Source organism: uncultured Gilvimarinus sp. (assembly GCF_963972205.1).
GTDB classification, from domain to species: Bacteria; Pseudomonadota; Gammaproteobacteria; order Pseudomonadales; family Cellvibrionaceae; genus Gilvimarinus; species Gilvimarinus japonicus.
In genome coordinates this window covers 80,190-101,286 of record NZ_CAXAUC010000010.1, presented here as the reverse complement: position 1 = coordinate 101,286, position 21,097 = coordinate 80,190, and the positions used below count along the sequence as shown (strand labels likewise).

The following is a 21,097-nucleotide window of genomic DNA, read 5'->3' as shown; positions in this document are numbered from 1 at the left end:
TTTCGTCTAAGCCCTTCTCAGTGTTCGTTATGTTCAGGTATTATCGCCCATTCATTTTAGCAAGTGGAACCCCTGTAATGAAAATAATCAAAACGCCCCTCCTGCTCGTCTGCCTAATATCTGTATTGGCGGGGTGTCAGTATTTTCAATTCCCCGGTGTTCACAAGATCAATATACAGCAAGGGCACATCTTAACCGAGGAAATGATTTCTCAGCTTGAGCCCGGCCTCAATAAGCGCCAAGTGCGCTATATTCTCGGCACACCTTTGATTGACGATATTTTTAATGATGATCGCTGGGATTACTACTACAGCCTGAAGATGGGCGACGGTCGCTTTTTTAAGCGGACGTTAACGGTTTATTTTGACGGCGACTCTATGACCCATTTTACCGGCGAGAACCTGCCGGAAGACAAGGATGAGGACGCGGATAACGAAAATAACGAGGGCGACGACGACAAAGAACCCGAAACCCCACTGCCAACCAACAGCTAAAAACGCTTTTAATGAGGGCCGCATAAACTTATTGCGGCCCTACCCACACCCCATTAATTGCAATTAATTCGCTTCGCAAACACGGTTACGCCCTTCAGCCTTAGCGCGATACAAGGCCTGATCGGCAATCTCGAGTAAATTACTGCCGCCCGCACAGCGATCGCTGCTTACCAAACCACAACTTAAACTTACATTAAAAGTAGTACCACTGGCGTTAAACGTCACCGCCGCAAAACTCTCACGCAAGTCATTAAGTATCAGCTTGGCCGCTGCCGTATCACACTCTGGTAAAGCCACAACAAATTCTTCGCCGCCATAGCGACCAATACTATCTGTCTGGCGTAGCCGCTGGCGTAATAGTTGCGCTAGCGCCCGGATCACGCGATCTCCAATGGCGTGGCCGTAAGTATCGTTTACGTTTTTAAAGTGATCCAGGTCGATCATGGCAACACAGACAGGTTTACCTAAACGTCTCGCCCGCTGCTGCTCAATATTTACCCGCTCTTTTATACGGGCATGCGTAAGCAAGCCCGTTAAACTGTCCCGGTCAATCGCTTCACTGAGCTGGCGAGAGCGAGCCGCCCGCACACATACGGCACTGACCAAACGCAAATCAGAGATAGGCTTGGTCAGAAAGTCTTCTCCACCATAGCCTACCGCGTTGGCCTGAACCTGCTCGTCGCTCTCGGACGATAAGTAGGCAATCGCCACCCGCAGCCAATCGGGGTTAAGGCGTATAAGTTGCGCCACCTCATAGCCGCGACACTCTGGTAAGTGTAAATCCAATAACACCAGCTCGGGGTGAAAATCACGCATCACCTCCAACACCTCGCGCGGATCAGAGATTAACTCTACCCGCATACCGGCGTGCTCCAACACCACTTTGTAGTGACGCGCCAACAAAACGTCATCATCGACAATCAGTATTCGGTAAGGGGAGCTTTGCGCCAGTTTTAGTTGCGACTCCAGGCAATTAACAAGCTGTGGAATATCCAACGGTTTAACAAAGTAACCCACGGCGCCGGCACGCACTGCTGCGAGGTACGCATCAAAATCGTCACGCGCCGTGATAAACACCACCGATAACGGGTCTATTGCTCTTTCCTGCAGGGCAGCAATGCTTTCGGGGCCAGTGCGACTGTCGCCAGAGAACATAACATCGACCAGTAAAAAATCGGGACGAACCTTACCCACCGCCACTTCAGCAGCATCCAACGTCGCATAGTGCTCTACCCGATAACCAAAATTAGTCAGCGCCAGTTGCAGCTCAGCCGCCAAGTCTAAATCGTCTTCGAGCAAATAAATCAGATGCCGGTCAGCGTCAGCAAGCTGCACGGTTTGGGAGTGTCCTGCTACCAACACATTAGCGGCGTCATCCGGCGCAGAGGCGTCAATCAAAACTCGCAACTGGTGAACTGCCGCGACAAACTCGGCAACCTCGGCCGTTGTGGGCGCTTCGCCACCTAACCACTTTTTGACGAGTTGTTCTTTCTCGCGAGATTGCACACTTAGCTCCGCAAACCCAAAGCTGCCAGCAGAGCCTGCCAGCTTGTGCAACTCTTGGTACAACGGCTGTAAAAGCTCGAGCGGCAAAGGCTGCTCGGCGTTGAGCTGCTCGGATGAATGCTCGAGCTTGGTTAAAACACTGGGCAACTTGGCAGCGTACTCGCGCCGCAAATTCTGCAATTGCTCAAGTGCATGCTGCTGAGCGTCTGAACTCACTGAGCCTCCTTAGAGTTATCGAAATCAAAAGGTTTAGGCGCGCTGCCAAATGTCATTAATACGTTGCGCCAAGCTAAGAGGGTCAAACGGCTTCGGAATCACATCCAGCGCTCCCAATGCGCGGTACTCCGCAATTTCGTCGGGCTGCACCTTAGCGGTCATAAAAATTGCCGGGACATCAACCATAGAGGGAATCTCACGTAATTTGCGCAAAGTTTCCGGGCCATCCATCTCAGGCATCATAACATCGAGCACAATTAAATCCGGAACCCCGGCACGAGCGGCACTCAGCGCCTCTTTGCCACTGGCGCAACTGGTTAGCGAAAACCCGCCAATGGCTTGTAGCGCCAGCTCTGCGATGGCTCTGATGTCAGGTTCATCTTCAACATACAAAATGGTAGTCAATGGCCGTTTAGCAGTCATGATACTGATCTCTGGGTGTAGCCAATCAAATTAGCAGCCTTTTTACATAGCGCAGCGTCACCGAGCCGAACCGCCGCGCTCCATACGCGCATTTAAATAATGACTCAACTGCGCCACAAGCGCAGCATCTTTTGCAAATACACGGGTAAATCGCTGTTGCTGCGCAGGCGTTAAGTCGACCTGGGTTAAGGCTAGCACCTCGGTGGCCTTTGGCTGCAGCGACAATATAGTTTCTAACAGCTCTAAACCTCCACCATCGGGTAGCAGCACATCAAGCAACACAATATCGTACTGGGTAGTGGCAAGCGCCTCCCGTGCGGCTGCAACAGAGCTAACCTGAGTTAAACCCGCCGCATCGCCAATAAGTATGTGTAGCAACTGTAAAATTGCTTCATCGTCCTCGACATGCAGCACGCTAAGGCGCTCGCCAGTGCTAGGAGGAACCACATCGGGTATTACAGTACACGGCAGGGCGAAGTAAAAGCGTGAGCCATGTCCCTCGCGGGACTCAAAATCGATGGTTCCGCTGTGTTGCTCAATAATTTCTTTGCATATTGCTAGGCCCAGGCCGGTACCGCCTTTATCGCGTGTTGTAGAACTATCGGCCTGAGAAAACTTCTGAAAGATCCGCTCGCGAAATTCAGCGGCAATACCTATGCCGAGGTCAACCACGCTGACAATTAAGTTCTCCCGCTCGAGGGACATACGCAACACAACGTCATTGCCAGGGTGCGAAAACTTAACTGCATTAGATATTAAATTAATAAGCACTTGGGTAATTCGTTTGGCATCCGCTCGCACAAGGTAACGTTGGGAATCTTTAGGCAGGTCGCCCGAATCCAGGCGCAGGGCAACATCAAACTGCTGAGCATAGCTCGCGGTAGCTTCCATCGCGTTAATGAGCAGATCCGCTACCACCAGGTACTCCAGCGTAAGCCGAACCTTACCGGCGACAAGCTTTTCAATATCCAGCAGATCATTGACTAAATTTAACAAACGCTCGCTGTTGTTGTGCGCGACACGCACCATCTTTTTAACCGACTCGGGCAGCTCGCCTAACACATCCGCATCGAGCAACCGTAATGAACCGCTAATCGCCGTTAACGGAGTGCGCAACTCGTGACTCACCGTGGCAATAAATTCATTTTTCATGCGCTCAACACGTTTGCGATCAGTAATATCCCGCATCAGCGCTATATAGAGCAACCGCCCGTCGCTGCGAATTTCAGAAAACGATAGCTCCAGCGGAAATAGCTCGCCATCGGCCCGACACCCTTTTACCTCAATGCTGCCCGCCTCCTTCTTTTGGCGGCGAGAGGTGAGTATATTGGCATCCTCTTCCGACAATAACGCCTCAATAGCCAGCCCCTGTGCCTGTGCAGCGCGCAAGCCAAAAATCTGCTCGGCGGCTAAATTAAACGAGATTATGGCGCCATCCTCGGCAATCAAAACGATACCGTCGGCGGCATTATCCAAAATCGCTTGAGTTCGCTCGGCACTCGCGCGTAGCTTTTCGGCCTGAGAGCGCTCAAGGGTAATATCACGGGCAACGCTCAAGTAACCTTCAATTCGACCGTCGTCGTCACGTACCGCCGTTAGGGTCTCCATAACCCTGACCGTGCGACCATCCTTACAACGGTAAGCTCGTTCTTCGCTTTTTAGTTCGCCCCGCGCCGCGCTGGCCGCCAGCGCCTCAAACTCCAGCACAGCAAACGCCTTACCTTGGGTAGCGTCAGCCGCTGACGCCCCCGCGACTTGATGCAAGTCTTTTAAGTTACCCTTGTGCAATAACTCGTGCTCACTGTAACCAAGCATGCGACTGGCACCGACATTAAACGATTGGATCACACCCTGTACGTCGGTAATAATCAGAGACAAGCTCGCCACATCAAAAATCGCATCACGCCAGCGGCTGGTGCGGCTAAGCCGCTGCTCAGCAAGTACCTCTTCGGTAACATCCCACAAGGAGCCGTGCCAAATAATGCTGCCATCAGTTTGCTGCTCTGGGCTGGTACGGCCCCGAATCCACAACAAACCCCGCGTCGGATGCAACACGCGATATTGATCGTTCCACATGGTCATGGACCGTTCGGACTCGGTAATACCGGCCACTATACGCTGTAGGTCGTCGGAGTGTAGGCGTTCAAAGGCTTTAGCGGCACTATCTTTTACCTCTTCTGGTGTGACGCCGTAAATATCGACAATACCGCTACTTGCGTAGGCAAAACGGGAGGAGCCATCGGTGTTTTTTTGAAACTGAACCAAGCAACCAGGCATGCTGTCTGACAAACGCCTAAACGTCTCTGACAGCTTTCTGTTCTCGCGCTCTTGCAGTGAACGCTCAAGCGTAGCCCCCACCCAACGAGCCAAAAGACGCACAAAATCGCGCTCAGACGCACTAAATTCATCGCGGCGAGCTTCAGGGGCAGAAAAGTTTAACGTGCCGTAAACCTCTCCACTTACCCATACCGGCGCGCCGATATAGCTTTCGAGCTGAGTTGAGCGATAGCATGGATGACTTGCCAACGCGGACTGCCCTGTATGGTGGATCGCCATAACGTCTTGACTGTGTAGTGTTTCGACACAAAAACAGTGGGGCAAGAAAAACTCTTGGTTATCTTCGAGGGCACCGGGGGGCGACACCTGCACATGAACCCGATAATTATCGCCCGTAATCTGGCTGACAATCCCCAAGGGCAAATCTAAGTAATCAGCTCCTAAACGCAACGCCTGACGCAACTGGTCTTTAGCTTCAGATCCGGCTAGCGATGCGATCTCGTTAAGCCGCTGCAGGGCTTGCTGTTGATGCACCACCAACTCTTCGACCCGTTTTTGCGCATTAACATCGGTATAAACACCGATCATTTGCACGGCCCGGCCCGCCGCATCCCGTTCAGTTACCCGCCCCCGGGTTAAAAACCATAGGTACTTGCCGTGCTCATCGCGCAAACGGTGCTCGTGCTCAAAGCGATCGGTGTCACCTTTAATGTGCCGTTTAATGCGCATTAAGCACTCTTCACGATCATCGGGGTGCACCCGAGCCATCCACTCCGAAACACCGTCTTTCGTAACAGCATTCTCGCCGAGACCAAACATGCGCTTCCAGTCGTCAGAAAACTCCACCGTATTGCGCTGAACATCCCAATCCCAATAGCCAGATTGACTGTTTTCCAGCGCCAGCTGTAATCGTCGGCCGAGGTTTTGCGAAGATGTTTGCCCCGGCGCAGAGTCGCCGGTGCGACGCCACCGGTGCAAGCCAAGGGCCGTCATTACGATGATTAACGCCCCCAACAGCACGCCGACCAAAAATCCGCGTGTCATATCAGGGCCTGCCTGAGCCCAGGCAGGAAAGGCCATTAGCAATAGCAAGCCAGTTGTCACAACGGACTTAAACGCCAATCCATATTTGCCCCGCCACCGGCACGCCATAATTCTCCCTTTGCTCACCACCGCTCTTAGTTAGTCTAGCAGGGCTTAAATGGTACGCGAATAAACTTCTTGCGCAGGATACGCGCGAGCTTTTACGAGTCAGCCTGCTTTGCTTTTTCGGCACGACGACGGCGCACCTCTTTGGGGTCGGCCTGCAGCGGACGGTATATCTCTATCCGGTCCCCCGCTTGCAGCACATGCTCGTGGGGTGGCTTTAAGCCTTTAGTCCCCAGCGCTTGACCAAAAATCCCCATCTTGGCGTTTTCTAAGTCGATCTCGGGATAGTCACGCGTAATCCCCGAAGACTCGGCCGCTTGGTAGGCGGTTGTTCCCGGCTCAACCAACACCTCGAGTATTGTTTGTCGGTCGGGCAGCGCGTAGGCCACCTCAACCGTAATTAAATCTAAATCTGCCATACGCCTAATTACCTTACCTAACTAACCGAACTATTTTACGCCTTGCGTTAAGCGCCATAGACAACCTGCGCCCGTCGGCATACAGCCTTTACTTGCGACGCCGCTATTTGTTCAAACATCTTATTAACGGCCATCGCCAATAGCGGGTTCTTTAAACTAAAGTCTAGCTCCAAGGTTACGCAACATCCCTCGGTGGTATCGCTAAAAGACCACTGGCCGGAAAACTTACGGAACGGGCCATCAACCAGCTCCATTGTCATTTTACTGGGTGGAATCAACTGATTGCGTGTCACAAAACTCTGAGACACACCGCCCAGCCCCAATGCCAACCGCGCTTCCAGCCAATCATCACCACGCGCTAATACGGCAGCGCTTTGGCAGCCATCCATATACTCAGGATACGCCTCAATATCGTTGACCAACGCAAACATTTGCTCGCGCGAATAGCCTACTTCGGCTGTACGTTTTATCTGATGCCCCACAACTACCCCGCAAACTTAATATAAATACCCAATATAAACAAAACCGCGATCAATACAGGAGATACAAACTTTAACACTAACAACCAACGCACAGACCAACTTGAAAAATCCAAATCGAGCCCACGATGCAAGGGGCGTTCTATCATGATCCAACCTATATACACCCCAGCAGCTAAAATACCAAACAAGAAAAATAACCACTCGTTTATGACCCAGCTGAAATCTAACTGATTTATATCCTCTGCAAACTTTCCGTACAAACCCATAATAAACACCACCAGCACCAACACCGGCGATACATAGCGAACAATGGTAAACCAGCGACTAAATGTCTCGCGCGACTCCAGTTTCAGCTCGCGCCGCAGCGGCCGCCGCTTCATAAACCAGCCGACATACACCGCCATTAACGCACCCCCTAACGGCAACAATACACTGGCGGTTATAAAATCAATAAAGTTAAATAAATTCATGCCTAAGAAGTAGGTGCTGTCGGACCAGTCGTTAAAGGACATCACCGTCCCTAAACCCAACAACCACGCTAACGACGCGATAAGCAAATTAGCGCTGACCCGGTGAAACCGAAAACGCTCCGTCAAATAAGCCACCGCCGGCTCCAACAGAGAAATCGTCGAGCTCCAGGCCGCCAGGGTAACCAATAAAAAGAACAAGGTGCCAAATATCGTTCCAAAAGGCATAGAGCCAAAAACAATCGGCAAGCTGATAAACATCAAGCCCGAACCGTCGCCCGGTTCTACCCCGCTAGTGGCAAACACAATCGGAAAAATGGCCAGCCCCGCAATTAACGCCACCAAGGTATCCAGCACCCCCACCATCATGACGGTTTTTACAATCGAGCTTTTGTGGGGCATGTACGAGCCGTAGGCCATAATGGCGCCCATTCCAAGGCTAAGCGTAAAAAATGCGTGCCCCAATGCTAACGACAACCCCTCTAAGGATAAATCAGCGAACTTAAAGCTAAACAGAAACGAGGCTCCTGCGGCAAAATCCCCCACATAGGCGGCATACCCTAACAGCACCAACAGCAACACAAACAGCAGCGGCATCAGCACCCGCACCGCAGTCTCTAGCCCGCGGGTTACGCCAAATACAATCACCAACACCGTCATACACAAAAACGCTGTCTGCCATTGCACCAAGGCACTTTTATTGGCCAGCAGCGCATCAAACGCCTGCTTGGCACTCTCGCCGTCTAGGCCAACAAATCCGCCACGAGCGGCAGTCGTGACATATTCTAGGGTCCAGCCGGCAATGACACTGTAATAGGATAAAATCAAAAAGCCGGCCAACACTCCAAACAGACCGATCACATTCCAACCGGGCGAGCTGCCCGACTCTCGGGTGACCGCTTGCATCGCCGTGATGGGGCTCGCGCGGCCCCGGCGCCCCAATAACACCTCGGCGACCATCACCGGCAAACCAATCAAGCAGATACACAGCAGATACATCAATACAAAGGCACCACCACCGTTCTCGCCGGTGATGTAGGGAAACTTCCATATGTTGCCAAGACCTACGGCGGAGCCTGTCGCCGCCAGGATAAATGTGCCTCTGCGCCCCCAAATGGCGTGCTGTTGTGCTCGTTTCACGCTGTCACTCCGCTTGTCTGCGATTATCCACCGCCCAGCACTGAGCAGCGGCCTGCGTTATTGCGCCCAAACCTTATAGTTGCCGCCGATTGTATCGTTAATCGCTCAACAGCATAAGTGCGGACGCAGACAGAACGCCCGGGGATCGTTATAATGCCGGTGTTTTCATTCACCCATCCGACGCGACTGTTCATGGCTAAAAAGCAGAAAAAACCCGCTGGCAACACCATTGCCCTCAACAAAAAGGCAAAATTTGACTACCTGCTGCAAGATAAGCTGGAGGCGGGCATCGTCCTGCTCGGCTGGGAAGTTAAAAGCTTACGCGCCGGCAAGATGCAACTAACCGACACCTACGTGATTTTCCAAAACGGTGAGGCGTGGTTGGTGGGCGCACAAATTTCGCCTCTCGCGACCGTCTCTACCCACTATGTGGTCGAGCCCAACCGCTCGCGCAAACTTTTAATGCACGAAAAAGAGCTGGCCAAACTGCGTCAGGCGACCGAGCAAAAAGGTTACACCGTGGTCGCGACCGCCATGTATTGGAAGCAACACTTGGTCAAAGTCGAAGTGGCGCTGGGTAAAGGTAAACAACTGCACGACAAGCGCGAAACCGAAAAAGAGCGGGACTGGAACCGGCAAAAACAACGTCTGTTTCAAACCGATACGCGCTAATCAAACACCACCGCCGACTCCGCTCTCGGGCCACTGCATCCTCCAGATGCGTGGCACCCGGCAACATTACCGCAAACGCCAGCAGCGGCCTCACCTAGCTGACCTGTGCATAATTTTGCACTTTCATTACAAATCTCTACTTGCCCTTCAAAGTAATCCCCGCTAGATTTCTGCAACCGGTTACACCGTCGCACTACAAGCAAAACAATCGCGCCACCAAGACGCATAACGCTGGGGTAATGGGCAACGCCGGCTGGACCGGCTTCACTAACGAATCTGACTACGGCTGGGTCAACGGTAACAACCCAAACTTTGCCGATCGTTTCAGCGATGGCAGCGTCGATCTCAATAATGATGGCGACCTAGATGATCGCTATTGGGCGTTTACCGGTCACACCGCCTACAACCGCCAGACAGAGCGCGAGCGCACCGGGGCAAACATTGCCATTCAAGTTGATCTGGGAGCCGGCTTTGAGCTGGTGGCCGAAGCTCTGGTAACCGACTTAGAAGATAACGACTACCAAACAGGGTTTGCTTTCGGCGATAAATGGCAGCGCTGGGGCTGGTATGACGCAACGCAATCCACTGATCACGGCAGTGTCAATACCGTACAAGAATATACCGGCTTCGGCCGCCGCGCGAAATCCTATTCCTCGGTACAGGCACAAACAGCCGAATCGCAAAACTACAACGTCGAGCTTAATTACGACAACGGCGATGCGTTCACCGGATCGCTCCGCTTAGTGCACGGCGAAGCCGAGCAAGAGCGCCTGAACAGCTACATGGATATCGACGCCGCCAATGGCAGCCAATGGGGCATACAATGCAAATACTATCCCGAGGGTACACAGGGGACACAAGGCGACTGCGCCGACGGTCAACTGCAAACCAACCCTAATGGTTACCTAGGTTACCCCCAGCTGAGCGTCAACTACAGCGGCGACAACCCCAGCTGGAGCGGTTTTGATAACAACGCCAACCTAGGGATGAACGGCGAATCGATGGGCGACGCACGCTCGATTGGCGACTACATGGGAGACCTTAACAGTTATTCATTAGGCGCGTTAACCAGCGAGAATAACTTCACCCGTGACGGTGAGCTGGATGTGGCACGCTTTGACGGAGAGTATCGCTTCGACGGTAATTTCCTGACCTCGCTGGAGTTCGGCGTGCGCCTAAGCGAGCGTAGCGTCGACAATTATGAATTTGATCTACTGTCACCGGTAAGCGGCTGCGACGTTAAATACAAAGCAACTGACGTGGACCTAGACGGCGGCGGCATTGAAGGCGCCTGTACCGCAGGTGATGGCGAACACTTTTACACCTCGGGCATCCCAACACTACTGGCCGACCTAGACGCAATTCAAGTTAGCGACTTCGGCAGCGTAACCGGTATTCCAACCATATGGAGTGCTGACCCGCGTAGCATGCAAGATGTCGAGGCCTACCACGAAGCGCTCTATCCCGGCACACATCGCGCGATCGCCCCCGCACGCTCTTACAATGTCGAACTAGAAGAGCAAAGCTACTACGCCAAAGCAAATTTTGAAACCGGCATTATGAGCGGTAACTTTGGCGTCCGCGCCATCGACTCGGACCTGACCGTGGGGCAAAACCAAGTAGGCGCCTCTCAGCCTTACGGTGCCGCATCTGTCGATGCGGGTGATATCACCACCGAGCGTTCACTGGACTACTTATTGCCCTCGCTAAACTTGCGCTTTGACTTGAGTGAAGAGCTCGTGCTGCGCGCCTCTTATGCCCGCACTATGGCGCCGCTGGATCTGGCTCAATGGGGCGGCGGCTTGTCACCCACTTACGTACTAGACTCTGACCCCGAGAGCGAAACCAACGGCAAGTTTATTGTCACCGGTGGCAATGCCACGGGTAACCCTGAGCTAGACCCTTGGCAAGCCACTAACTACGACCTCTCTCTGGAGTATTATCTGGGCGCTGCCAGCAGCTTATCTGCAGGCTGGTTTTACATTGATGTCGAGAGCTTTATCGAGAACGGCACCGTTCAAATGGAACTGCCCGACCTAGACGGCGTCGTGCGCCGCAGCGTACCCGTATCCACCAGTATTCAAGGCGAGGGCGGCGTACTCAAAGGGGTCGAGCTGGCCGCCAAGCTAGCGTTTGACGACTTCTTAGACATACCGATGCTGAGCGGTTTTGGTATCGACGCCAACTACACTTACTCGCCTAGCGAGTCTGGCAATCAAAGTATGGACGGCGTTGAACTGCCCTTCCAAGACAACTCGGAAGACGTCGTAAACTTGGTCGGCTGGTACGAAAATGGCGCACTGCAGGCTCGTATTGCCTACAACTACCGCGGTGAGCGCGTGGTTGGCTTCAACCAAACCTGGGGCGAAGGTACTCTGTGGCAAGAGCCAACAGCGTATGTGGACGCCTCGGTCAGCTATGACATTAACGACTACGTTAGTGTGTATGTAAACGCCTCGAACATTACCTCAGAGAAAGAAACTTACTACCTGGAATATGAAGACCAGTTCGCATGGCAGAATGAGTACGAAGCGCGCTACACCATGGGTGTAAGAGCGACTTTCTAAACCGCGACCATAGGCCGGCTCGCGCTCCTAAAGCGAATGAGCCGGCGTTACATCCTGTACCTAGTGTGTAGGTTCCTTGCTTGGCGTGTTTGTAACACGCCTTTTTTATACCCTTGGTAAATTAATGCTTATGAAGTCAACAACAATAAAACGCCTCATCATGAGTGCTTTCATAGCCTCCCTTGTTGCTTGTAGTACGCAAACCAACATCGCGTCACAGCGACCCAACATCTTGCTGGTGCTAACCGATGACCAGGGCTGGGGCGACCTCGGCCTTAATGGTAACCAAAAAATCGACACCCCCACCATCGACAAGCTCGCCCACGATGGCGTCAGCTTTGACCGCTTTTATGTCAGCCCGGTGTGTTCACCCACGCGCGCCAGTTTACTTACGGGGCGCCACTCGCTTGCCACCGGTGTTCACAGTGTGACCCGCGGCGGTGAAAAAATGCTACCCGATGAACAAACCATCGCCGAATACCTACAAGACGCCGGTTATAAAACCGGATTATTCGGCAAGTGGCACAATGGCCTGCAATACCCTCACAACCCTTTAGGCCAAGGGTTTGACGAGTTCTACGGCTTTGCCGACGGACACATCACCGATTACTTTGACGGTCACCTGCAACACAACCGCAGCACCGAAGCGTTTGCCGGCTACTTGCCCGATCGCTTAACCGATCACGCTATTGAATTTATGCGTGATAACCAGCAGCCCTTCTTTGCTTACCTCTCATTTAATACGCCTCACAGCCCCTTTGAGTTACCGCAACAGTATTTTGATAAATACAAAAAACGCGGGCTCACGAATGTCGAGGCTAGCGTGTATGGCATGGTCGAAAATATCGATCAAAACCTGCAAAGAGTCTTTCGGCAGCTCGAGCGCAACGGCAGCCTTAACAACACCATTGTCGTTTTTTTGTCCGACAACGGCCCGGCGTTCCCAGGAGGCCAAGCGCGCTACAATGGCGAGATGAAAGGTTGGAAAGGCAAGTTGGATGAAGGCGGTGTTAGAGTGCCCTTTATTATCTCTTGGCCCGATCACATCAGTGGCGGACGCCGCATTACACCGATCGCACAACACCTTGATGTGCTGCCCACGTTGCTCGCGCTAACCGGCATCGATCGTGCGCCCGTAAAACCGATCCACGGCGATGATCTGACGCCGCTGATACTTGATGCCAATCAAGCTCAAGCCGTCAACTGGCCCGACCGCACGCTATTTACCCACCATTTTCGCAACACCACGCGCCCGGATGAGGTTGCCATTAGCGAAAGCCCCGGTGCGGTGCGCACCCAACGCTGGCTCGCCACGTCCGACCATAATAACCACTGGTCGCTGTACGATCTTGAGGCCGATCCGAAGCAAACCCAGAATGTCGCATCCGAGCACCCGACACGACTGGCTGAGCTTAAACAAGAGTACACGCAGTGGTACCGGAAAACACGGCTGCCCGATTATGCCCCCCTGCCCGTCCATGTTGGCCACGCGGGTTACCCAGAGGTTATATTTCCCGCCCACGAGGCTGCGATCGTCAAAGAGGGCGTTAACTATCGCCACGGCGACGGCTGGGCACACGATTGGCTGATCAGCACCGGACAAACCGCGGGCCAAATTCAGTGGCCGATTGACGTCATTAATGGCGGCAGCTACGAACTTGTGATTGGCTACGAAACACCCGACGGATCGTATGACGGCGAGATCACCGCTCAAGCCCAAGGGGCGCGGTACACATTCGACTCACTACCGCCCTACCAAAGCACTGTCCGTCAAGGGCAGCGCCGCGCTGAAACCGGAGAGGCGCCCACCCAAAGCTGGGCCGAACAATCTCAGAAAATTAAACTACACGCCGGCCCTGGCGAGCTGACACTGAGCTTTGGCCGCGACGCACAGAACCGAAACCTTGCGGTAAAATACCTGCGTTTAGTAAAGCGCAACGACTAACCCATTGCGACGCCGCTGAGGCTTACCCTGCAGCCTCAGCGGCGTTGCCCTTCTTTTGTTCCCGCGTAAAGTTACGCTATAGTGGCTGCCATTGTTAATAACAAAATGGCACAGCGATCATGGCGACAGAACGCGGACAATTCTCCAGCAAGATAGGCTTTTTACTCGCCGCCGCAGGCTCTGCCGTGGGGTTGGGTAATATCTGGGGGTTTCCGACGCAGGCGGCCAGTAATGGCGGTGCCGCCTTTTTATTGGTCTATTTAATTCTCGCGTTTATATTGGCGTATCCAGCACTAATGGCCGAGTTAACCATCGGCCGTTATGCCCGGGCGAATGTCATCACCGCCCTGTCAGAGCTAAGCCCATCACCATTGTTTAAACGAGCCGGCCTTGCCGTGGGCATTGGCGCACTGACGGTGGCTGTGTTTATTTTAAGCTTTTACGCCATTGTCGCCGGTTGGATGTTGGCGGAATTTATCAGCCCGGCAGCACAACTGCTGCAGCTCGACGGCCTTGCCCGCTGGGTAGGCTCGCAAAGTTTTAGCCGCAACGCGTTAATGTGTGGTGTTATGTCGGCGCTTACTATTATGATTATCGCGCGCGGTGTCGAGCAAGGTATTGAGGCTTGGTCAACTCGGCTAATGCCAGCCTTATTTTTAATTTTACTGGGGATGATCGGCTACGTATTTACCCAAGCCGGCGCACTTGCCGGACTACGCGCTTACCTTGTGCCCGACCTCACCCGTCTGGGCGACCCTGCGCTTATTTTAAGTGCGATGGGTCAAGCGTTTTTCTCTCTGTCGCTTGGGGTCGGCACCATGCTGATTTACGGCTCGTACCTGCGCGACACCGACAATTTACCTCGGCTCGGCGCCGCCGTCACCTTACTCGACACCGGCTTTGCATTTACCGCCGGACTGCTTATTTTACCGGCCATATATGTGGCACAAGCCCAAGGCATTAGTGTATTTAATACCGAGGGTGCATTGATCGCTGGACCGGACTTGATCTTTCAGGTGCTACCCGCGCTCTTTGACAACATGGGCGCCGCCGGCAGCTGGCTGGCCCTCGCGTTTTTTGCACTAATGAGTATCGCCGCACTCACCTCGGCGATCTCGTTACTCGAAGTGCCGGTATCGGTCGCGGTCGAGCGCTGCAGCATGAGCCGCCCGACAGCGGCAGTGCTGTCGGGCGGCGTCATTTTTATGATTAGCTTACTGATTATCTGGCAGTTCGATGCACTTTTTAACACCGTGATCTCGCTGACCACGGTTTACGGCCAGCCGCTACTCGGGGTTGCCCTGTGTGTGTTTGCCGGCTGGGTGCTGCACCGCAACCAACTGCTTAAAGAGCTAAGCAACGGTCACCCTGAAATTGAATCCACTTTTTTCTGGCGAGTCTGGCCTTTTTACGTAAAGTTTATTTGCCCGAGCTTGATACTGGTAACGTTTGTGCAGAGTGTGCGATAAAAATCGCCCCAAAAAAAGTAAAGCCGCAGTGCACACTTACTGCGGCTAGAGGGTAAAGTCATTTAATTAAAACGCGTAAGACACATTCACATTAACGCTGTCATCTAACCCTAGCTGGTAGCCATTGTAGTCTTCTTCCAGGCGGGTCACCCACTCCACCCCCAAGCGCAGCCCGGCAAAGTCACCGCCGGTAACCACGGTGTTGATCCCCAAAGCGCCATCAAGAAATTCGCCGCCGTAATTGGCTTGAATATCCGCGGGGCTTGAGTGGTTATGCGCACCGTTGTAATGGCCGCTTATGGCGTCTTGATCGGTCCAGTTAACCCGAGCCGAGAAACTCATCCAATCGACCACACGCACCGCACCCCATGCGGTTGCGCCATATTTATCGCCTAGGGCGTAGCCCGAGTCGTTGGCATCCTCTAAGCGGATTACCGCCGAGGCCTGGGCGCCCCAGTTAAGTGCACCCGCCGTACCGGTGTAGGTGATTGAAGGCGTCGCATCCCAGGTGCCAGAGCCCAACTGCATGCCGTAGTGTACGAAGCTGCCGTCGGGGTTTTTCAAGTCTACTTTACCGGTCGGTGCGCTTACGCCCAAGGTGCCAATCAGTGTTTGGTGCTCGGCGGTAACCAGCTTATACAAGGCGCTGAAGTTGGTATCGCCAAAGCCGTCTACCTCGTGGGACATATGCCCCATGCCGTGGCCGTGATCCATAGAGTCGTCCATTCCCATAGAGCCGCCCATGTCCATAGCGTGCTCCATCATGCCGGTGCCGGCCATATTCATGCTCATGGTCATATACATGGGCATTAACATCAGCGTTAAACGATCAGTCGGGGCGTACATAATATCCAGCATGGTCATTTCCATACTCATGGCGGTAGGCATCATACTGTAACCCGCCGCCGCGAGGCCCGAGGCGCCAATTTCACTATCGCCTTGGTACATGCCACTGTAACTGGCGTAGGTGTAGCGGTAGCCGGTCATGACCTCGCCTTTATTGTGGGCGTGATCCACCATAACGCCGGCAGGCGCATGAGAGTCGGGCCTAAAGGTCTGCTCATGGGCGCTAGCGCCCGATGCAAGCAATGCCCCTGCCAGAGCAGTCACAGCCACCCCTCTAACCTTCATTGTCGCCATTGTCTCGCTCCTTATGTCAGGCAAAATTCAAAGGCCGGTATTGTACCGCGTCTGGGGGGATTGTCAGTGTGTCAATTTGTCACAGGGGCAAAACATACCCAACCTCAACAAAGGGGGCTTAAACGCGCAAATTTACCGCCCTAGTAACACTCAATCACCACTTTGTGGATCATTTATCGATATACTAGTGTCAAAGCCATTGATAACGATCCATGTACTGGGAGAAGACCGTATGATTCACGCACGTAAGCTGACTATTCGCTGGGTAAAGCTGGCGGCCACACTGATCGTTGGCACCGCGCTCTTGGCGGGCTGCGCCTCCAGCGGCCCCACGATTCAGAGCGATTACGACCGCGACGCAGACTTTACCGCGTACCAAACCTTTGCGTTTGTCGATCCACTGGGCACCGACAAATCGGGCTATTCCACGCTCGTGACGAGCCACTTTAAGTCGGCGGCAAGGGAAGAAATGGAGCAATTGGGTTATACCTACTCCGAGCAATCGCCGGATTTACTGGTTAACTTTTTCTCCAATACCGAGAATCGTACCGATATTCGCAGCACGCCATCAATGACCGCCTCTTATGGGTATTACGGCTACCGCAGTGGCTTGTATATGGGGCTGCCGCTGTACGGCTCAGAAACCGAGACCCGCCATTACAAAGTGGGGACGTTAAACATCGACGTCGTCGATGCCAATAAAGAGCAACTGGTTTGGGAGGGCATCGCCGAGGGCAAGCTGAGCAAAGACGCCATGGCCAACCCCCGTGACGCCATTCGCACTGCGGTAAATCAGATTTTTAAAACCTACCCAACTCAGGTGGCAACCACTACCAAATAACCACCGAGCAAACCTCGCGGCAGTCGGCTCGTCCGGCCGCCGCCACTCGGCTTTTTAGGATCTGCTATGTCTCGTCTATCTGTGTTGCACACTCTTTTTGCGCTAACCTCTACCGTTTTGTTACTTGCCGGCTGCCAGAGCACTCCCACCCCCGACATTCAAACTCTGACAGCAAAAAACACAGACTTTAGCCTGTACCAAACCTTCTCGCTCACCAGTACTCCGGGTATTCAGGTGTACGGCGAGCCAGAACCCGTAGCGCAGGACGTAGCCACCGCTATTGCCCGCGAGTTAACCGCCAAAGGTTACCGCCAAGTTGATCGCAACGGCGATTTGTTTATTAATTTCCACGCCGAGATCGACAACGATGTACAGGCGTTTAATAACGCCATCCCGATCACCCCGGACCGCACCGGTTATTACCGTTCTTGGGCGTCGTTTTACGGCCCGCTGCCGCAGGAGCGCGAAGGTGGTACCACGCGCATCACCTACGCCGGCGCTATCAACATCGATGTGGTCGACCGCAGCGCCAATCAAGCGGTGTGGCAAGGCGTGTATCGGCGCAAACTAACCGCCGAGGACGAGAACGAACAGACGCAAGTCATCGACCAAGCGGTTACATCTTTGCTGCGCTCATTGCCGCGCGCCAAATAACCGTTGCACACTGGCGCCAACTCACATTTTTAGTGCTAATCTTAAGCCGTTAAGCGATAGCGTCCGGTGCGCCTCCCGCACCGGGCCTTGTAATATTTTGTCTCTATCAACGGCAACCCGCAGGATAAATAACACTCACCGGGAATAAAACATGAAGGCCAATCGACAACTTTATGGCGTCGCCGTCGCGTGTCTACTGCTATCGTCGTGCGCCAACGGCGTAAGCCAAAGCGATTTAAATTACTCAATCAATATCAATTACGGTACGGTCGACGCTATTGATAACGTCAAGATCGACTCTGATGCAGGAAGTGGCGCCGCGATGGGAGGCATCGTCGGTGCCGCCACCAGTGGCCATCACAATCGCGGTGAACACGCACTGGAAGGTGCCGTAGCAGGCGGTATTCTTGCGGCGTTACTGCAAGGCAATCGTGACGCCTACTCGTACCAAATCAGCTTAGCGCGCGGCGGCACCTTAAAGGTAATCACAGAGCAAGGCGACATCCGCGTTGGCGATTGCGTCAGTGTCGAACAAGGCCGTACGACCAATGTTCGTCGAGTTGCCAGTGTTTACTGCGACTCTCATGGCAACGCTGCCCTGCAGCACCCTCACGTCGTCTCTTCTGCCCAAGAGGACGCGGCCGAGTGTCACACGGCCAAGCAAATTGCGTTAAAGGCAGAAACCGAAGAGGACATCGACCTCGCCATCAAGCGCGTACGCGCTTTATGTGATGGCTAAAATACATAAGACCCGGCTAGCCTTTGCAGGTTAGCCGGCCTCGATAACACCACCCCCCCCACACACCAACCACTAACACAGCTACGAGTTTTAGTGGGCGCCCGCATTAAGTGCGTCCATCACGCGTGGCCAACATCGATAAACATCACTTAACGGTCCGCGCAAAACCCAAGCTCACTGTCCGCACCATATTAAGGCGAGGCCATGCCCTCCGTCTTTAAATGGTGCGCAATAACAGTGCAAACTTATTGCCCATCAAGCGACTAAGCGCCGCTCAAGTTTTAAAGCCGCCGGGCAAACCCTCGCAATCACCAGCGTTACGCTGCATCACTCGCGCGTCATTCTCGTTTGGCACGCTTCATGCTCAATGGCCTGTGCCTTTTATGAAAACGCTAATTTAAACTAAGCATAAGCGAGACCTCAAACACCATGCGAACAAGTGGATGGACACTGACAGACTGGCTTGATACCTATACTCGCCAAGAGGCGACGCCAGCCGAATTACTCACGCCATTAGTTGATGCGCTTGACGCCAGTGACCCGGCATGGACCTACAGAATTAATCGCGCCGAGCTTAACCAACAGCTGGCTTTTTTAAACGATAAGTCTCCCGCTGACTTGCCGCTATACGGTATTCCTTTTGCTGTTAAAGACAACATTGATGTCGCCGGTTTACCCACCAGCGCCGCCTGCCCCGCCTACAGCTATGACGCCCGTAATAGCGCGACCGCCGTCGCCCGTTTAACACAAGCCGGCGCCATCGTGATTGGCAAAACCAATCTCGATCAATTTGCCACAGGTCTTGTAGGTACGCGCTCGCCCTATGGCGCGGTGCCCAACAGTGTTAACCCGGATTATATTTCTGGCGGCTCAAGCTCAGGCTCAGCCGTGGTAGTTGCGCGCGGCCTAGTGCCCTTTAGTTTAGGCACAGATACCGCCGGTTCAGGTCGCGTACCCGCAGGTTTTAACAATATCGTTGGGCTTAAACCCACTAAAGGCCGCTTTAGCACGCGCGGGGTTGTACCCGCTTGTCGCAGCCTCGACTGCGTATCGATATTCGCTTTAGGGGTAGACGATGCCGCGACCGTTGCACGGCACCTCGAAGCGTTTGATAGCGCAGATGCCTATTCGCGCAAACCGCAACTCAGTGTGCAAACACACCTGTTTGGCAGCGCACCAAACATTGCCATACCTGAATCTATCGACTGGTGTGGCGACGACGCACAACGCGAGGCGTGGCTTATCGCCGTGCAACAACTCAAAGAGGCCGGGGCAAATATAACCACCTTAGACTTTACGCCAATGCAAAACCTCGCTCAGCTTTTATACGGCGGTGCTTGGGTTGCCGAGCGCGGCGCCGCCGTAGGCGATTTTATTGCGCAAAAACCGGCCGAGGTTAACGACGTGGTCGGCGGCATTATTTCGCAATCCGCTAACTTTACGGCTATCGATGTGTTTAACGCCGAGTACCGCCGCGCCGAGCTCGCGCAAGAAATACAAAGCTTAATGAGAGAAGTCGATGCGCTAATGGTACCCACCACCGTGCGCTTTCCGACACAGGCCGATGTTGCCGCCGACCCAGTTGGCGTTAACACTCAGCTGGGAATGTTTACCAACTTTGTTAACTTAGCCGATTGCGCCGCGTTATCGGTGCCCGCCCCTAAACGCAGCGATGCGCTCCCCTTTGGCATTACTTTTATTGCACCGGCCTGGAGCGACAACGCCCTTATTGCCTTAGGCGCCTATTGGCAACAGCAACAACCCTGGACGAAAGGCGCCTCCGAGCAAACGCTGCCATTAACGCCAGCAAAACCTGCGGGGATTGACGATCAGTTCATACGCGTCGCCGTCGTTGGCGCACATTTAACAGGCATGCCGCTAAACCATCAACTCACCAGCCGCAGTGCGCGCTTTGTCTGCGAAACCAACACCGCCGACCGCTACCGGCTTTACGCGTTAAGTAATACCCAGCCAGCTAAACCCGGTCTTGCCCGCGACGACACCGGCAGCGCCATTACGGTTGAGCTGTGGGATATGCCACTCACATTGTTTGGCAGTTTTGTCGCCGAGATACCGGCGCCATTAGGCATCGGCAACGTGACCTTAGCCGATGGCAGCACCGTAAAGGGCTTTATTTGCGAGCCAGCAGGGCTTAAAGGAGCGCTCGATATTACCGAGTACGGCGGCTGGAGAAATTTTTTAAACAATAAAAACAAGGTGGCAAACCAATGATAAACAACCGCCACACTATTACCTGACATTTTTAAAGGGCGGCGCCAACACGTCGGCCTACACCAATTGCAGAAACAAGAGTCGTTTCGACAAGCTGATAATGAATTTATCGGCCGTGGGATCGCCTTGTCTGTAAAACCGAAGCGTGAGCTTCGGTAAGGGCAACCGATGTTGTCGGGAGCCTTAGTAAACGCGATGTCTGGGAGTAAAACTGGGGCGCACACTGCGTGACGCTCATCTAACCTCAAGCTATGGAGATCGACCA

16 protein-coding genes are annotated in these 21,097 nt (G+C 53.5%); 9 read left to right on the top strand and 7 right to left on the bottom strand.

Going from position 1 to position 21,097, the window contains the following annotated elements:
• Positions 1-77: 77 nt before the first annotated feature.
• Positions 78-494: an outer membrane protein assembly factor BamE gene (gene bamE / locus AACY82_RS14325; RefSeq protein ID WP_339617525.1), complete on the top strand. Its 417-nt coding sequence runs from the start codon at positions 78-80 to the stop codon at positions 492-494.
• A gap of 63 nt (positions 495-557) precedes the next feature.
• Here bamE and AACY82_RS14320 read toward each other — a convergent pair whose 3' ends face one another.
• From AACY82_RS14320 to AACY82_RS14295, 6 genes are all read right to left on the bottom strand, one after another.
• A complete protein-coding gene (locus AACY82_RS14320; protein WP_339617524.1) occupies positions 558-2,216 on the bottom strand; it encodes a diguanylate cyclase in 1,659 nt (552 codons plus the stop codon).
• A 33-nt stretch (positions 2,217-2,249) separates the two neighbouring features.
• The gene (locus tag AACY82_RS14315) at positions 2,250-2,639 is read right to left on the bottom strand and encodes a response regulator (RefSeq protein WP_339617523.1); all 390 of its coding nucleotides are present in this window, start codon (positions 2,637-2,639) and stop codon (positions 2,250-2,252) included.
• A gap of 57 nt (positions 2,640-2,696) precedes the next feature.
• Entirely contained in the window at positions 2,697-5,960 is a 3,264-nt protein-coding gene (locus AACY82_RS14310; RefSeq protein ID WP_339617522.1) for a PAS domain S-box protein, read from the bottom strand.
• A 200-nt stretch (positions 5,961-6,160) separates the two neighbouring features.
• On the bottom strand, positions 6,161-6,484 hold the full coding sequence (locus AACY82_RS14305; protein ID WP_339617521.1) for an RnfH family protein: 324 nt from the start codon (positions 6,482-6,484) through the stop codon (positions 6,161-6,163).
• Positions 6,485-6,531: 47 nt separating this feature from the next.
• Positions 6,532-6,966 (bottom strand): type II toxin-antitoxin system RatA family toxin, encoded by a 435-nt coding sequence (locus AACY82_RS14300; RefSeq protein ID WP_339617520.1) that lies wholly within the window; start codon positions 6,964-6,966, stop codon positions 6,532-6,534.
• Between the two features lie 2 nt (positions 6,967-6,968).
• Positions 6,969-8,573 carry a sodium-dependent transporter gene (locus AACY82_RS14295; RefSeq protein WP_339617519.1) on the bottom strand — a complete coding sequence of 535 codons (1,605 nt, stop codon included), beginning with the start codon at positions 8,571-8,573 and terminating at the stop codon, positions 6,969-6,971.
• Between the two features lie 192 nt (positions 8,574-8,765).
• On the opposite strand from AACY82_RS14295, the gene smpB reads away from it, so the two are divergent.
• The 4 genes from smpB to AACY82_RS14275 all read left to right on the top strand — a co-directional run bounded on the left by smpB (position 8,766) and on the right by AACY82_RS14275 (position 15,226).
• Positions 8,766-9,245 (top strand): SsrA-binding protein SmpB, encoded by a 480-nt coding sequence (smpB, locus tag AACY82_RS14290; protein ID WP_339617518.1) that lies wholly within the window; start codon positions 8,766-8,768, stop codon positions 9,243-9,245.
• A gap of 140 nt (positions 9,246-9,385) precedes the next feature.
• On the top strand, positions 9,386-11,812 hold the full coding sequence (locus AACY82_RS14285) for a TonB-dependent receptor (protein ID WP_339617517.1): 2,427 nt from the start codon (positions 9,386-9,388) through the stop codon (positions 11,810-11,812).
• A gap of 160 nt (positions 11,813-11,972) precedes the next feature.
• Entirely contained in the window at positions 11,973-13,757 is a 1,785-nt protein-coding gene (locus AACY82_RS14280) for an arylsulfatase (protein ID WP_339617516.1), read from the top strand.
• A gap of 119 nt (positions 13,758-13,876) precedes the next feature.
• Complete coding sequence (locus AACY82_RS14275; protein ID WP_339617515.1) at positions 13,877-15,226, top strand: sodium-dependent transporter; 1,350 nt, start codon at positions 13,877-13,879, stop codon at positions 15,224-15,226.
• A gap of 66 nt (positions 15,227-15,292) precedes the next feature.
• Here AACY82_RS14275 and AACY82_RS14270 read toward each other — a convergent pair whose 3' ends face one another.
• Complete coding sequence (locus tag AACY82_RS14270) at positions 15,293-16,366, bottom strand: hypothetical protein (protein ID WP_339617514.1); 1,074 nt, start codon at positions 16,364-16,366, stop codon at positions 15,293-15,295.
• A gap of 232 nt (positions 16,367-16,598) precedes the next feature.
• Here AACY82_RS14270 and AACY82_RS14265 point away from each other — a divergent pair, with 232 nt between their 5' ends.
• The 4 genes from AACY82_RS14265 (at position 16,599) to atzF (ending at position 20,832) form a co-directional block, all read left to right on the top strand.
• Entirely contained in the window at positions 16,599-17,207 is a 609-nt protein-coding gene (locus AACY82_RS14265; protein WP_339617513.1) for a DUF4136 domain-containing protein, read from the top strand.
• Between the two features lie 66 nt (positions 17,208-17,273).
• Positions 17,274-17,861 (top strand): DUF4136 domain-containing protein, encoded by a 588-nt coding sequence (locus AACY82_RS14260; protein WP_339617512.1) that lies wholly within the window; start codon positions 17,274-17,276, stop codon positions 17,859-17,861.
• A 151-nt stretch (positions 17,862-18,012) separates the two neighbouring features.
• Positions 18,013-18,600 carry a hypothetical protein gene (locus AACY82_RS14255; RefSeq protein ID WP_339617511.1) on the top strand — a complete coding sequence of 196 codons (588 nt, stop codon included), beginning with the start codon at positions 18,013-18,015 and terminating at the stop codon, positions 18,598-18,600.
• Between the two features lie 429 nt (positions 18,601-19,029).
• Entirely contained in the window at positions 19,030-20,832 is a 1,803-nt protein-coding gene (gene atzF / locus AACY82_RS14250; RefSeq protein WP_339617510.1) for an allophanate hydrolase, read from the top strand.
• Positions 20,833-21,097: the final 265 nt, after the last annotated feature.

Coding starts and splice junctions, on each gene's coding strand:
- bamE (WP_339617525.1), top strand. CDS start 78: ATGAAAATAATCAAAACGCCCCTCCTGCTCGTCTGCCTAATATCTGTA.
- AACY82_RS14315 (WP_339617523.1), bottom strand. CDS start 2,639: ATGACTGCTAAACGGCCATTGACTACCATTTTGTATGTTGAAGATGAA.
- AACY82_RS14310 (WP_339617522.1), bottom strand. CDS start 5,960: ATGACACGCGGATTTTTGGTCGGCGTGCTGTTGGGGGCGTTAATCATC.
- AACY82_RS14305 (WP_339617521.1), bottom strand. CDS start 6,484: ATGGCAGATTTAGATTTAATTACGGTTGAGGTGGCCTACGCGCTGCCC.
- smpB (WP_339617518.1), top strand. CDS start 8,766: ATGGCTAAAAAGCAGAAAAAACCCGCTGGCAACACCATTGCCCTCAAC.
- AACY82_RS14280 (WP_339617516.1), top strand. CDS start 11,973: ATGAGTGCTTTCATAGCCTCCCTTGTTGCTTGTAGTACGCAAACCAAC.
- AACY82_RS14275 (WP_339617515.1), top strand. CDS start 13,877: ATGGCGACAGAACGCGGACAATTCTCCAGCAAGATAGGCTTTTTACTC.
- AACY82_RS14270 (WP_339617514.1), bottom strand. CDS start 16,366: ATGGCGACAATGAAGGTTAGAGGGGTGGCTGTGACTGCTCTGGCAGGG.
- AACY82_RS14265 (WP_339617513.1), top strand. CDS start 16,599: ATGATTCACGCACGTAAGCTGACTATTCGCTGGGTAAAGCTGGCGGCC.
- AACY82_RS14260 (WP_339617512.1), top strand. CDS start 17,274: ATGTCTCGTCTATCTGTGTTGCACACTCTTTTTGCGCTAACCTCTACC.
- AACY82_RS14255 (WP_339617511.1), top strand. CDS start 18,013: ATGAAGGCCAATCGACAACTTTATGGCGTCGCCGTCGCGTGTCTACTG.
- atzF (WP_339617510.1), top strand. CDS start 19,030: ATGCGAACAAGTGGATGGACACTGACAGACTGGCTTGATACCTATACT.